Genomic DNA, 12,968 nt, shown 5'->3' on the forward strand with positions numbered 1-12,968 from the left:
CAATTCGTGATAACTCGGCGGGGAGAAAACCCGCACAATGCGCTCACTGCGCCACAGGATTCAGCTCATATGGATCAACCCAAACGCGTCCTGGTCGTCGAGGACGACCAACACATCGCCGACCTGATCTGCCTGCACCTGCGCGATGAACACTTTGAAGTCGTGCACAGCGCCGACGGCCATCAGGGCCTGAAACTGCTCGAACAGGGCAGCTGGGATGCGCTGGTCCTCGACCTGATGCTGCCCGGTGTCGATGGCCTGGAAATCTGCCGCCGCGCCCGCGCCATGGCCCGCTACACCCCGATCATCATCACCAGCGCCCGCTCGAGCGAAGTGCACCGCATCCTCGGCCTGGAACTGGGCGCCGACGACTACCTGGCCAAACCCTTCTCGATGCTGGAGCTGGTGGCACGGGTCAAGGCCCTGCTGCGCCGGGTCGACGCCATGGCCCGCAACCTGAAAATGGACACCGGCAGCCTGACTACCGACGGCTTGTTCATCGACCCGATCACCCGTGATGTAACCCTCGACGGGCGTCGGCTGGACCTCACGCCCAGAGAGTTCGACCTGCTGTACTTCTTCGTCCGCCAACCCGGCAAGGTCTTCTCGCGCATGGACTTGCTCAACGCCGTGTGGGGTTACAGCCATGAAGGCTACGAACATACGGTCAACACCCACATCAACCGCCTGCGGGCGAAAATAGAAACCGACCCGGCCCAACCGGTGCGCATTCTCACGGTGTGGGGTCGCGGTTATAAGTTTGCCTCGGCGCAGGAACAACCATGAGACTGACCCTGACTCAACGCCTGTCGGCCGTGTTCGCCCTGCTGTTGCTGGTGTGCTGCGGTACGTCTGCGTGGATGCAGGTGCGTTCCAACAAAATGCATGAGCTGGAAGTGGTGCAAGGGCTGTCCCGCGATCTCGCCCGGCACATTGCCCGCGACACCCAACTGATGGACGCCAACGGCCTGAAACCCGAGGCCCTGCGCGAGCTGTTCAGCCAACTGATGCGGGTCAACCCGAGTGTCGAGGTGTACCTGCTCGACACCACCGGCCGCGTGGTCGGCAACGCCGCGCCCGAGGGCCACTTGCGCCGCGAACAGGTGGATCTGGCCCCACTCCAGCGCTTGCTCAATGGCGACGCGCTGCCGATCCTCGGCGACGACCCGCGCAGCCCCGACGGGCGCAAGGTCTTCAGCGCCGCGCCGTTACGGGTCAACGGTCAACCGGCCGGTTACCTCTACGTGGTGCTGCTCAGCGAAGAACACGACCGCCTCGCCGAGCGCGGCGCCACCAGCGTGGCGCTGAACACCGCGCTCTGGTCCATCGGACTGGTCGCGTTGCTGTGCCTGATCGCGGGCCTCACCGCGTTCACCCTGATCACCCGGCCGTTGCGCCGGCTGACCGAAAACGTCGCACAATTCGACATCGACGCCATTCCCGCCGCCCCGCTGCCACCCGCCCTCCAGCCGGACACCGTCCGCCACGACGAAATCAGCGTGCTTGATGCCGCGTTTCGGCAGATGCAAATCCGCTTGCGGGATCAGTGGCGCACATTGACCCGCCAGGATCAGGAGCGACGTGAGCTGGTGGCGAACATTTCCCACGACCTGCGCACTCCGTTGGCGTCGCTGCACGGTTACCTGGAAACCCTGTCGCTCAAGGACAGCACACTGACCCCGGCCGAGCGCCGTCGCTACCTGGGCATTGCACTGGATCAGAGCCGCAAGGTCGGCGGGTTGGCGCAATCGCTGCTGGAGCTGGTGCGCCTGGAACACGGTTTCGTGCAGCCCATCCTCGAACGTTTTTCCCTGACCGACCTGGTGCAGGACATCTTCCAGAAGTTCGAACTCACCGCCGAGGCGCGGCAGGTCACCCTGCAGGCCAGGTTTGCGCCGAACGTGTCCGGGGTCTGCGCCGACCTGGGGCTGATCGAGCGCGTGCTGACCAACCTTTTCGACAACGCCCTGCGCCATACCCCGGCAGGCGGAGACATCGAGATAAGCCTGCTGCCCGTCGGGAAATTTGTCGAAGTCACGGTCAGCGACACCGGCCCCGGTATCGCCGCCGAACTGCGCGAAGGCCTGTTCCTGCGCCCGTTCAACATCGGCGGCGCCCGCCGCGACGGCGGCCTCGGGCTACGCATCGTGCACCGGATCCTGCAATTGCATGGCCTGGACATCCGACTGATGGACATCCCCGGCCGGGGCGCGACCTTTCGCTTCGCGCTACCGCAAGACGAAGAAACGGCGGCGCCGCTGGCCGTGCGCTCGATGAACGTGAATTCGCTGCACAACCACTCGTAAGAAGGACCTTGCCGATATGTACTCATTTCTGTACGTTTATCGCATCAAGCGAGGACCCACCATGCAAACCATTAACTACACCAACGCCCGCGCTCATCTGTCGGAAACCATGGATCGGGTCAACGAAGACCGGGTGCCCTTACTCGTGACCCGTCAAAAAGGCGAACCTGTGGTGATGATTTCCCTGGCGGAATACAACGCCCTCGAAGAGACCGCTTACCTACTGCGATCTCCCGCCAACGCCGAACGACTCATCCAATCGATCCATAACCTGCGCGCAGGTAAAGCCAAAGCCAGGCAGCTCATCGAAGAATGAATATCTTGTTTACGCCCGAAGGCTGGGATGACTACCTCTGGTTCCAGCAGCATGACAAAGCGGGACTCAAGCGCATCAACTTGCTGATAAAGGCCATTGAGCGTGATCCCTTTGACGGCCTCGGCAAGCCAGAACCCCTCAAGCACAACCTGAGTGGGTTCTGGTCACGACGTGTGACAGCGGAACATCGTCTGGTCTATGGGATAGACGGCGAGGACATTCAGATTCTGATGTGTCGCTACCACTATTGAACTTCCCCCCTCACCTTTAACGGTCCATCACCCGCCCGCCAATCACTGCCCGGCTCCGCTCCTGGCGTAATGCACGCCAGGTCCATGTGGCGCTGCACAGGTCCGGCAATCCCAGGAGCAGCAACACCGGCGGTACCAGGCCTGCGGCGACGAAGAGCGCGAAAAACACGATCACCGACAGCCGGATCGGCACGGTCAGCGCGATGAATTCACGCTGGTTCTTGCGCCCGGCCCACACGTAGTAAATGCCCAGGTACAACGCCAGTTGCCCCATGACGCGGATCCACACTTCGTCTGTCAGGGCAAAGCCGAACAACGGCAGCAACAGGTTCGGGGCGATCAGCAACGGCATGCCCAGCAACAGCATGTAGAGGCCAAACACAAACACGGTTTTCCCGGAATGGCTCATGGTCGAGGTCCTTGTGGTTCAGGCATCAGGCGATAGACTTCGGCGTCGAAGCGCCGGGTCTGTTGGCGGAATTTCCAGCTGAAGCCGGGCCACAGCGCAACGTTGCGCCCGGAGTCCGGGTCCATGTACCAGCTCTTGCAACTGCCGACGCTCCATACCGCGCCCCGCATCCGATGCCCCAAGCGCTGATTGAACGCCTGCTGGGCCTCGGGGTGCACATCGAGGCTGGCGATGCCTTCGGCATCCAGGGTGTCGAGCGCGCCGAGGATGTAGGTGATCTGCGACTCGATCATGTAGACGATGGAGTTATGCCCCAACCCGGTGTTGGGCCCCATCAACAGAAACAGGTTGGGAAAGCCGCTGACGGTGGTGCCTTTGTAAGCCTCGGACCCGGCCTGCCAGGTGTCGACGATGTCAGCCCCCTCCCGACCGAAAATCATGCCCTTGGGAAATGGCGTGCGGGCCTTGAACCCGGTGCCGAAAATCAGCACATCCACCGGATGACGTTGACCGTCGGCAGTGATGACCGCGTCCTTGCTGATGCGCTGAATACCGCTGGTGACCAGGTGGGTGTTGGCTTGCGCCAACGCAGGAAAGTAATTGTTGGAGAGCAGGATGCGCTTGCAGCCAATCGAGTAATTCGGGGTCAGTTGCCGACGCAGCACCGGGTCCTTGACCTGGCGCCGCAACAGATTCAGGGCCAGCATTTTGTGCAATGCCATCAAGCGTGGGTTGAACACAAACCCCAGCACCCGGACTTCGTGGGCACTGTAGATCAGCCCTCGCAGCAGCTGCTGCAACGTGGGAAAGCGCTGCAACAGGCACTGTGATCGGGTGCTGAAGGCTCGATCAGGCTTGGGAATGACCCACGGCGGGGTGCGCTGGAACACGCTCAACTGTGCGACCTGAGGCTGGATCTGTGGAACGAACTGGATCGCCGAGGCCCCGGTGCCAATCACCCCCACGCGTTTTCCGGCCAATGAGTAGCTGTGGTCCCATTGCTGCGAGTGAAAGATCCGTCCGCCAAATCGCTCAAGCCCTTCCAGCGCTGGCACTTCAGGTGTCGACAACGCGCCAGTGCCGGCCACCACCACTCGGGCGTAGGCCACGTCTCCTGCTGCGTCGGTCACTTCCCACAGGGCCCGGGATTCCAGCCAGCGCAGGCTGGCGACCTGAGTATTGAAGCGGCAGTGAGCAAGCACCTGATACTTGTCGGCACAGTGTTTGAGGTAGTCGCGGATTTCCGGCTGCGGCGAGAAGCGTCGCGACCAATGGGGGTTCGGTTCGAAGGAAAACGAGTAAAGGTGCGAAGGAATATCGCAAGCGCACCCTGGATACTGGTTGACCCACCAGGTTCCGCCGACGCCGGCCTCCTGCTCGTAGATGACAAAGTCCTGCTCGCCCCGTTGCTTGAGGCTCACCGCCATGCCGATACCGGAGAACCCGGCACCAATAATCAAGACGCGGTAAACCCGCGCCACAGATGCATGTTCCTGAAGTACGGCACTCATTTTCCTTGCTCCTGACAACGCTGTAGCCGGGCAACCGTGCCCGCAGCACATGAACGACTGGACGTTGAAAAAACGGGATTGAGCGCCGGGGCAAAGCCCCCGGCGCAGAGGGTCAAACCGGTTGGGGGCTGTTCATTTGCACCGCACGCACAGACAACGTTTGCAGCGCCAGTGGATCGATATGGGTGGCGATGGCCGTGGCCTGGGCCAGCAGTTTTTCGTGACGGGTACGGGGGCCGAACAGCCCGGTGAGATGCATGAACATGCGCAGACCAAAGCCCAGCGCATCGCCCTGTCGACGCGGCACCAGGTGCAGGTGCGCATGAGGAATGTGCTGGTTGGTGGCCTTGCCGTCGTTGACGATCAAGTGCGTGCCCTCGACGCCGAAACCGGCGCTGCGCTGGGCCGCGATCAGCGTGTCGAACACCCGGTACAGGTGAAACCGGGTGGTGTCGGGCAACTGCTCGAGTTTCTCTACGTGCTGCAACGGAATCAGCAGCAAATGGCCCTGCCCCAAGGGGTGAACATCCATGAACGCCATGCAGTGCGGGTCGCGATAGACCTGGGCCGCGGGCAATGTGCCCGCTGTGATCTGGCAGAAAATACAGTTCATCCGTGACTCCTCGCCGGGTATTTTTCCAATAGGCGGAGTAAATGTAGCTCACGCCACCCTCCCCGGCTCAGTATCGGGCGGCGATGGGCGACGTTTGAACATCCGCGCCAACAGCCAGCGATCACGCAGATAGACCTTGTTGTCCAGCAATGCCGAGAGTTTGCGCAGGTTGACGAAGGGCACATTGGGGTAAACGTGATGCTCGACGTGGTAGTTGATGTTGGCCCACAAAAATCCGATCAGCCGGTCAGTCACGGTCACGGTGTTTTTTGCCAGGTCGAGGCGGTCATGGTGTTCGGGGTCGAGGGTCGCCATGGGGAAGTGCTCGTAACCCCGGGAGACCGGATTGATCACCAGCGCCAGCACCAGCAACGGGGCGACAAAGATCAGCACGAACTGCAACAGCATGCCCTGGCTGACGAACCAGGCGCACAGCGCCGCCATGCTCAACACATTGAAGGCCAGTTCGCGCAGCACCAGGTTGCGCACCTGACGGCCATAGCGCACCAGCGAGAAGTAGATGAAACGCGGCACGAACACGGCGATGCGCACGAACATCCAGGCCACACCAGCCTCGTAGTTCCAGTCGTCCGGGTCCTTGTCCGGGTCGCCCAGGTAGCGATGGTGATACTTGTGGCACTCGGTAAACGATGAAAACGGAAACACAATGAACCAGGCCATGAAACGCCCGACCCAGAGGTTCTGCCACGGCGCGCGGAACGCGCTTTGATGGCCACAGTCATGCTGCAGCACGGTGAACGCATGCAACTGATTGCCCAGCACCAGCACCGCCGCCAGTTGTCCCCAAGGGTTTTCAGCACGTAGCAGGTACAACGCGGCAGCAATCCAGACCGCGACATGGAACAACGACCACAGCGCGAATTTCAGCGGTTGCGGCTGCATCAGCGCCTGCAACCGGGCCTGGAGCTCACGGTCGACCCGAAGCTCGGCGCGTTTGGCCAAGCGGTACTCGTCATCAGCCGCGAAAGCGGCGTGGGTGTTCATGGATAACGTCTCCCTTCCCAGGAATAAGCACTAATGGACTTGCAGGCGAACGTTGTCCGTCAGCGGATAGCCGACACACAGCAGCGCCTGGCCCATGTTCAGTTCAGCGGTGGAAAGACCGTGGTCCTCGCGCATGCGCACGTCACCCGCCAGCCGCGTGCACACGCACGCGGTACAAAAACCGGCGCGGCAGGAAAACGGCGGGGTCACGCCGCTGGCCAGCGCAGCTTCGAGCAGGGTCTGGCCGCTGGGCACCATGAAGCTAAATTCCTGCCCCTGCATCAGCAGTTGCACGCGCTTCGGCGCCTCGGACACCGGCGCAACGGCCGCGGCTTTGGCCGGGGTGAAACGCTCCTGATGCACCGACTCGGCGGCGATGCCCATGGAGGTCAGCGCGGCCGTCACTTCATCCATCATCCCGCCCGGCCCGCAGCTGTAGTACTCGCGGGTTTGCGCGCCACTGTCGGGCAATGCGCGCAACAGTTCCACCAGGCGCTGTTGGGTCAACCGACCGCCCTGGGCAGCAGGCGCCTCGGGTTGGGACAGCACGTGAACCAGCTTCAAGCGCTCGCCGAAGGTGCGTTGCAACTGCTCGAGCTTGTCGCGAAAAATCACCGATCCGGTGTTGCGGTTGCCGTAGATCAGCGACACCTGGGAATCCGGTTCGAAGTGCAGCGCCGACTTCAAAATCGAGAAGATCGGCGTGATGCCACTGCCCGCCGCCAACAATACAATGTGCCGGCGACTCCCCGGCTGCGGGGCGAAGGTGAATCGCCCGTGCGTGCCGAGGGTCTGCACCACATCACCGGCACTCAGTTGCTGCACCAGTTGGTTGGACACCTTGCCCCCGGCCACCCGCTTGACGGTGATCGACAAGGTTTTGTCCAGCCCCGGCGTGCTGCTGATGGAATAGGCGCGACAGCCTTTGACACCGTCGACCTCGACCTCAAGCGTCAGGTACTGCCCTGCGCTGTAACGCACTTTGCGCAGCATCGGTTGCTTGAGGTGGATGGTCACCGCGTCGTCGGTTTCCCGCTCGATGGAGGCAACTTTCAGGGTCAGTGGCTTGTTCATGGCGGGCTCATGGCGTTGTACGCCGCTTGAGGTTCTGGGGCCGACGAAGGCGCTGGCGTACGGTGCTGATGCGCCTGTTCGTGGGCATGGATCGGGGCTGGCAATACACGGCGGCGCAGCAGCTGGACTTTCTCTTCGTGGGTCAACGGCTCCCACCAGTCAAGCTTGTGCGCCATGGCGTCGAAGCGCCGGAAAATCAGCATGAAAAAGATGTCCAGCACACTCAGGTCACGAAACACCATCGACTGTGCCGCCGCCAGTTCCGGCTTGAGTTTTTCGAACAGCGCAGGCGCTTCACTCCAGTGGCCGATGGACCAGTGGTGGTGGCAGGCGTGGTAGCCCTCGTTGAAGATGTTCACCGGTTTTTCCAGCAGCGTGACGGTGTTGTACATCCAGTCATGCGGGTCTTGCTGGCCGCCGTAGAACGCGTGCTGGCTCCAGTGGATAACGCCCATCAGAATGTTGCTCGCGCACCACGGCACCAGCATGTACAGCACGGCAATCGGCAGGCTGTAGAGCGCCAGCGCCACGAACACACCCAGGTGCACCAACACGCCGGCGACCATGCTGCGGGCCTGGGTTGGTTTGTCTTTGCTCTTGAAATACAGCCACGGTGAAATCAGCAGTTGCTGGTACATCACCTCGCGCACCATGTACACCATGAAGTGCCAGAGATTGGCGTGGTCATAACGGGCCGTGGCGTAGACATCCAGCGGCCCGGCGCTTTCGCGGTGATGCTGCTGCAAATGGGCGGCCGCGTGAGGCGTCAGGCCCATGGGAATGGCGAAGTACATGTACAAGAACGAGTTGCCGACCCAGCGATCCAGCACGCTCGACTGTTTGAAAATCCCGCCCGGCACGTGCCCGTCCTGATGCATGGCACTGAAGGAACGCACGAAGCTGCGAATGTTCGGCCCATAGACACAGGCGTAGAACGCCACCACCAGCGGCCAGGAAATTTCCTTGAGCCACAGTTGCGCAATGAACACCGGTACAGCGGTCACGCTCAGGCTGATGGCCGCCGCAAGAATCTGCTCGTCGCGCGGGTCCTTGAGGATCTTGTTCGCCAGCCGCTGCACCAGCCGGTGATAGCCGCGTACCCAGGCGCCACTGGCAGCGCTGACGCCCGGGATTTTTGCCAACAGCCAACGAGCGCCCTGCAAGGTGAAGGCAATGACGAGGATCACGGCAACGGCGGCGAGGTTGAAAACCATCAAGACGCTGAACAGCGGGATGGCAAAAAAGTGAAAGAGCCGGCTGATGTTGGCCGGGCGTTGCGGGTACAGCGTATCGGTGGAGGTGCTCAAGATTCCTACTCCTTCAGGCATCGAGTTCATCGCCGCCCTGGGCGACGGCGCGGGTGCGACGTCGCCTTCGGCAACGATGGCGGTCAGGTGTCTGCGATGAATGACTCGCGCAGAAAAGCCACCAGCATTGGCGTGGCAGCGGCCCGTGAGATCGGGTGAAAGCAGATGGCCCGTGAAGCGGCGAGCAAGTAGGCGACGTCATCGGAACCGATGAACGCCATCCCCCCCAGCAACTCGACGCTCAGGTTAGTGCCGCGCTCAATGGCCGCCTGCACCAGGAACCGCGTGCACAAGGCCTTGTTGTATGTGGTCAGCGGCGCGACGGTTTGCGCTTGCAGCTCAGCCGCCGTGCCCATCAGCGCCTGGTGAGCGCCTTCAAACTCGATGGTCAGTTGCGCCAGTTGCGCGGCGTCGACGGTGGACCTTTTCAGCAGCATCCGCACCAGTGCCGAAGCCACGCCCAGGTAAGTACCGCCAACCATCAACTGGAACCAGCTCAAGCCGTTCAGCGAGGTTTCCATGGCGGTGGCCGCCACTTCGGCAGCGTCGGCCCCATCGGCCAGCAGCATGCGTTCGGCCGGCACGAATACGCCGTTGAACACCAGCGCATGGCTGTCCGAGGCGCGCAGCACCGTGGCGTTCCAGAACGGTTCGCGGCTGACATTGCTGCCATCGGCAAACACCACGGCAAAGCCCTGGCTGACGCTGCCGTTGTCTTGCTCGCAGGCCACACCGACGACGATCACGTCCATCTGGTGGCTCATGGTGCAAGGCTTCTTGACGCCATCGAGAACAAAGCCGCCCTCCACGGCGCGGGCCTTGACGCTGGTGTTGAAAATCTCGGCGCCCGGCTTGCCCTCGGCGAAGGCCGAGGCAATCAGCAGCTGATTCTGGCTGATGCCCCACAGCAATTCGTCGGCGGCAGGAATCAAGCCGCCCAGCTGCACGATGGTGGCGATGGTGTGGTGATGCATGGTCATCATCACCGCCAGCGACGGGCAGCGAGAACCGATGGCCCGCAGGATTTCCACGGTCTCGCTCGGCGTGGCGCCGAGGCCGCCATAGCTCTGGGGAATGATCAGGCCAGCGGCGCGAAAACCGCGAAACAGCTCACAGATTTCGCTCGGGTCAGCCTGCTCCAGGGCCATCAACCCGCGGCTTTCCAGCGTGGCCAACAGACCCGGCAGGTATTTTTCAGTGGCGCTTACGGCGCTGTGCATGGACATGGTTGAAGCCTCTGTTCGGGGTAAAGGGGTTAACCGGCCTTCTCGATCGACAGCTCGATGGCCGGCGCAAAACCGAAACTGCGGGCCAGGTCGAAGATCGCTTCGGCGTCTTCCAGCGGCGGCCGTTTGCCAATGCTGTAGTCACGCTGCGCACCGGCCATGGTCAGGACAATCGTTTCGGCGAGGCAGCTGAAGGTCACGCCGGTCGGCAGGCAGGTGAGGTTCTGCTGGCCGAAGCGGTAACTGCGCTCGGGCAGATTGATCAGCCCGCCCTCGATCACCGTGACGTCCGGACGCAAGGCCAGGGCGGCCGGGCCGATGTCTGGCGGCTGCGCGCAATCGCACAGAATCGCGTTGGGGTGCAGCACGGCCGGGTCGATGAATGCCGAGCCGTTGGAGGTCGCCGAGAGCACGGTTTCCAGGCGTGGCAACCAGACCGCGAGGTCCGCGGTAATCACCAGCGGCGGCTGCATGTTGGGTTTTTCCCGGGCCAACCCGTCGACCACATCGAACAGCGCACGCAGTTGCTCGTCGTCGGTGAAATCCCGGTCGAGCAGATGCTCGACACTCGCCAGGCTCGGCAACAGTTGCACCAGGCTTTTGGCGATGCCGCTGCTGTGCCCTTGCTGAATCGCCAGCAGTGCATCGCGGTACAACTCGCCACCCACGCGCCGCAGTTCATCCATCGCGCCCCGGTTGGCGGCATTGCCGAGCAACACCAGGTGTTCGCAGAACTTGCCCAGGCGCAGGCTCGCCAGGCGCCCCACCGAACCGTAGGCACCGATGACGCCGGTCAAGCGCTTGGCCAACGGCGTGCCACGGTTGGCGCAGGTGGTGAGCAAGGCATCGACCCCCACCATTGCCGTCAGGCTGTTGCCGGTGGTGGTGTGGAAACGCTCGTTGAGCATGTCTTCGCCAGCATTGGAAATCACCGAGGTGTAGGCGCCGAGGCCGACGAAATCGACGTTGAGTTTGCCGACGCTTTCCAGGTAATTGCCCAGTAACTTGCGACGTTTGCCCAGGCTCAGGCGCATCAGGTCCCGAGGTTGCAACAGGCTGCCCACCAACCAGCCTTCGACGTAATCACCGGCCAGGTTGTAGAGGCGCCGTGCATGGAACGAGACGCCGGTGTCGAGATCGGGTTTGGCCCACTCGGAGAACTCGTTGAGCCAGTCCTGAATAAAGGCTTTTTCCTCGCCCGCCAGGCCCAGGCCCTCGACGACACTGTCGCCGTTGACGCTTTCGGCGGTGGTCGGGTGCAGCAGGAACGCAAAGCGCCCCAGGCATTTGCCGCTGTCGACGCGAGGTTTACCGGCCACCGGTTGCGGCCAGTTCACCAGCGGCTGCGGCGCGGCGGCAAAACCGTGGGCCTCGAGGATCAAGCGATGCTGCTGATGCTGCATCACCAGCTCGGCCACCGAGCGCAAACCTTCGAGCAGTACATCGATGTCGGGCCGGGTGACGGTCAGCGGCGGTTGAATCCGCAGCACGTTGCCTTCGGTGAGCGTGGGCAGGCAATAGACCCCATGCCGGGTTTTCAGGTAGCCACAGACGATCGGCACCAACGCGCCAAAAGCACTGGCCAGGGACAAGGTGTACAAGCGCTCGCCGCTCCAGCGCCGGAATTTCAGGCCGAGCATCAACCCGCGTCCGTCGAGGCTTTCGAACACCTCGGGATAACGCTGCACCAGCGCCGTGAGCCCTTCATGCAAGTAGGCGCCCTGTTTCGCCGCCTGCTTGACCAACGCGCCGTCCTTCGCGGTGAGCTGGTCGAGCACCGCCAGGCCGATGGCCGCGCTAAAGCCGTTCACGGCGAAGGTCGAACTGTGATGACGGTCGAAGTCGCGGGTCCAGCATTGCTCGCCATAAATGCACGCACCGATGGCCACCAGGCCGCCGCCCAGGGCCTTGGCCAGCAGCATCACGTCCGGGCTCAAGCCCTCGGCCGACGCGGCGAACAACTCACCCGTGCGGCCCAGTCCGGTCTGCACTTCGTCAAGCACGAACAGCGTGCCGTACTGCCGGCACATGTTCTGCGCCGCGAGCAAGTAGCCGCCCGGTGGCGTAATCATCCCCGCCTCGCCCTGTATGGCCTCGATGAAAAACGCAGCGGCGCGTTTGTCTTTGAGCGCAGCTTCCAGCGCCCCGAGATCGCCGTAAGGCACATGGGCAAAACCGTCGGAGCGCAGGTGGAACGGATCGCGATAGGAGGCCTTGCCGGTTACGCCTACCGCGCCCTGGGTCTTGCCGTGAAAGCCGCTGAACGTGCCGACGATCAACTCACGGTTGGTCGCCGCGCGGGCCAGTTTGATCGCCGCTTCCACGGCCTCAGCGCCGCTGGTGGTGAAGGTGACTTTCGAGTAGTTGCCGGGCGCCAGTTCGATCAGGCGCCGGGCCAGTTCTTCGGCGTCCGGGTTGAGCAGTGGCTGGATCAGGCTCGGCTTCCCGGAAGCCAGAAAGGCATTGGCCGCTGCGACCATCGACGGCGCCGCATAACCGAACGGCACCGCGCCGAACTGGCCGACGAAGTCGATCAGGGTCTGGCCGCTGGCGGTCTCGATGCGGGTGCCACGGGCATTGACCACGGTCTCGTTGAGGCCGACGAAATCCAACAGTTCCTGACGGGTAATGTTGAGCAGTGAAAGGGTCATGGCTTAGTTCGCTCTCGCCTGGTTGATAACGCCGTACAAGTGCTGGCTGATCTTGCGCACGGTGTCGTGCAGGTAACCCAGCTCGGGGTCCAGAGAGACCCCGAAACGGTCCTCGAACTCGGCCGACATGCCGACGATCAGCACCGAGTCGACCCCCATTTCATGGAACGAGCGCTCGACATCCAGACCTGCCGAATCGACTTCGAGCAACGTCGCCAGGGTCTGGGTGACTGCGTCGGTAATTTCATCAATGTGCACATTCGCCTCCATGCATGTTTTTCGCTCCCTGTGCCGTGCCA

General features: G+C 62.4%; 13 protein-coding genes. 4 read left to right on the forward strand and 9 right to left on the reverse strand.

Features of this window, described 5'->3' with window-relative positions; all coding sequences use genetic code 11:
• The first annotated feature begins 69 nt into the window (after positions 1-69).
• From AABM54_RS20985 to AABM54_RS21000, 4 genes are all read left to right on the forward strand, one after another.
• Positions 70-786: a response regulator transcription factor gene (locus AABM54_RS20985; protein ID WP_347901890.1), complete on the forward strand. Its 717-nt coding sequence runs from the start codon at positions 70-72 to the stop codon at positions 784-786.
• On the forward strand, positions 783-2,306 hold the full coding sequence (locus AABM54_RS20990; protein WP_347901891.1) for a HAMP domain-containing sensor histidine kinase: 1,524 nt from the start codon (positions 783-785) through the stop codon (positions 2,304-2,306). The genes AABM54_RS20985 and AABM54_RS20990 overlap by 4 nt, the downstream gene beginning before the upstream one ends.
• Positions 2,307-2,367: 61 nt before the next feature.
• Complete coding sequence (locus tag AABM54_RS20995; protein WP_347901892.1) at positions 2,368-2,622, forward strand: type II toxin-antitoxin system prevent-host-death family antitoxin; 255 nt, start codon at positions 2,368-2,370, stop codon at positions 2,620-2,622.
• Positions 2,619-2,873 (forward strand): Txe/YoeB family addiction module toxin, encoded by a 255-nt coding sequence (locus AABM54_RS21000; protein ID WP_347901893.1) that lies wholly within the window; start codon positions 2,619-2,621, stop codon positions 2,871-2,873. Before AABM54_RS20995 ends, AABM54_RS21000 begins: the two co-directional genes overlap by 4 nt.
• A 16-nt stretch (positions 2,874-2,889) precedes the next feature.
• On the opposite strand, the gene AABM54_RS21005 is transcribed toward AABM54_RS21000, so the two are convergent.
• From AABM54_RS21005 to AABM54_RS21045, 9 genes are all read right to left on the reverse strand, one after another.
• Positions 2,890-3,282, reverse strand: a complete 393-nt coding sequence (locus tag AABM54_RS21005; RefSeq protein ID WP_347901894.1) for a hypothetical protein — start codon at positions 3,280-3,282, stop codon at positions 2,890-2,892.
• Positions 3,279-4,793, reverse strand: a complete 1,515-nt coding sequence (locus AABM54_RS21010; RefSeq protein WP_347901895.1) for an NAD(P)/FAD-dependent oxidoreductase — start codon at positions 4,791-4,793, stop codon at positions 3,279-3,281. Before AABM54_RS21010 ends, AABM54_RS21005 begins: the two co-directional genes overlap by 4 nt.
• A 112-nt stretch (positions 4,794-4,905) precedes the next feature.
• Positions 4,906-5,406 carry an HIT family protein gene (locus tag AABM54_RS21015; RefSeq protein ID WP_347901896.1) on the reverse strand — a complete coding sequence of 167 codons (501 nt, stop codon included), beginning with the start codon at positions 5,404-5,406 and terminating at the stop codon, positions 4,906-4,908.
• A gap of 48 nt (positions 5,407-5,454) precedes the next feature.
• Positions 5,455-6,411, reverse strand: a complete 957-nt coding sequence (locus AABM54_RS21020; protein ID WP_347901897.1) for a fatty acid desaturase — start codon at positions 6,409-6,411, stop codon at positions 5,455-5,457.
• Between the two features lie 30 nt (positions 6,412-6,441).
• The gene (locus AABM54_RS21025) at positions 6,442-7,485 is read right to left on the reverse strand and encodes a ferredoxin--NADP reductase (RefSeq protein WP_347901898.1); all 1,044 of its coding nucleotides are present in this window, start codon (positions 7,483-7,485) and stop codon (positions 6,442-6,444) included.
• A complete protein-coding gene (locus AABM54_RS21030; RefSeq protein ID WP_347901899.1) occupies positions 7,482-8,792 on the reverse strand; it encodes a fatty acid desaturase in 1,311 nt (436 codons plus the stop codon). The genes AABM54_RS21025 and AABM54_RS21030 overlap by 4 nt, the downstream gene beginning before the upstream one ends.
• An 83-nt stretch (positions 8,793-8,875) precedes the next feature.
• The gene (locus AABM54_RS21035) at positions 8,876-10,018 is read right to left on the reverse strand and encodes an acyl-CoA dehydrogenase family protein (protein ID WP_347901900.1); all 1,143 of its coding nucleotides are present in this window, start codon (positions 10,016-10,018) and stop codon (positions 8,876-8,878) included.
• A 29-nt stretch (positions 10,019-10,047) separates the two neighbouring features.
• Positions 10,048-12,669 carry an aminotransferase class III-fold pyridoxal phosphate-dependent enzyme gene (locus AABM54_RS21040; RefSeq protein WP_347901902.1) on the reverse strand — a complete coding sequence of 874 codons (2,622 nt, stop codon included), beginning with the start codon at positions 12,667-12,669 and terminating at the stop codon, positions 10,048-10,050.
• A gap of 3 nt (positions 12,670-12,672) precedes the next feature.
• Positions 12,673-12,927, reverse strand: a complete 255-nt coding sequence (locus AABM54_RS21045) for an acyl carrier protein (RefSeq protein WP_347901903.1) — start codon at positions 12,925-12,927, stop codon at positions 12,673-12,675.
• Positions 12,928-12,968: the final 41 nt, after the last annotated feature.

Origin of the sequence: Pseudomonas purpurea (genome assembly GCF_039908635.1) — a bacterium.
Taxonomy (GTDB): domain Bacteria; phylum Pseudomonadota; class Gammaproteobacteria; order Pseudomonadales; family Pseudomonadaceae; genus Aquipseudomonas; species Aquipseudomonas purpurea.

Coding starts and splice junctions, on each gene's coding strand:
- AABM54_RS20985 (WP_347901890.1), top strand. CDS start 70: ATGGATCAACCCAAACGCGTCCTGGTCGTCGAGGACGACCAACACATC.
- AABM54_RS20990 (WP_347901891.1), top strand. CDS start 783: ATGAGACTGACCCTGACTCAACGCCTGTCGGCCGTGTTCGCCCTGCTG.
- AABM54_RS20995 (WP_347901892.1), top strand. CDS start 2,368: ATGCAAACCATTAACTACACCAACGCCCGCGCTCATCTGTCGGAAACC.
- AABM54_RS21000 (WP_347901893.1), top strand. CDS start 2,619: ATGAATATCTTGTTTACGCCCGAAGGCTGGGATGACTACCTCTGGTTC.
- AABM54_RS21005 (WP_347901894.1), bottom strand. CDS start 3,282: ATGAGCCATTCCGGGAAAACCGTGTTTGTGTTTGGCCTCTACATGCTG.
- AABM54_RS21010 (WP_347901895.1), bottom strand. CDS start 4,793: ATGAGTGCCGTACTTCAGGAACATGCATCTGTGGCGCGGGTTTACCGC.
- AABM54_RS21015 (WP_347901896.1), bottom strand. CDS start 5,406: ATGAACTGTATTTTCTGCCAGATCACAGCGGGCACATTGCCCGCGGCC.
- AABM54_RS21020 (WP_347901897.1), bottom strand. CDS start 6,411: ATGAACACCCACGCCGCTTTCGCGGCTGATGACGAGTACCGCTTGGCC.
- AABM54_RS21025 (WP_347901898.1), bottom strand. CDS start 7,485: ATGAACAAGCCACTGACCCTGAAAGTTGCCTCCATCGAGCGGGAAACC.
- AABM54_RS21035 (WP_347901900.1), bottom strand. CDS start 10,018: ATGTCCATGCACAGCGCCGTAAGCGCCACTGAAAAATACCTGCCGGGT.
- AABM54_RS21040 (WP_347901902.1), bottom strand. CDS start 12,669: ATGACCCTTTCACTGCTCAACATTACCCGTCAGGAACTGTTGGATTTC.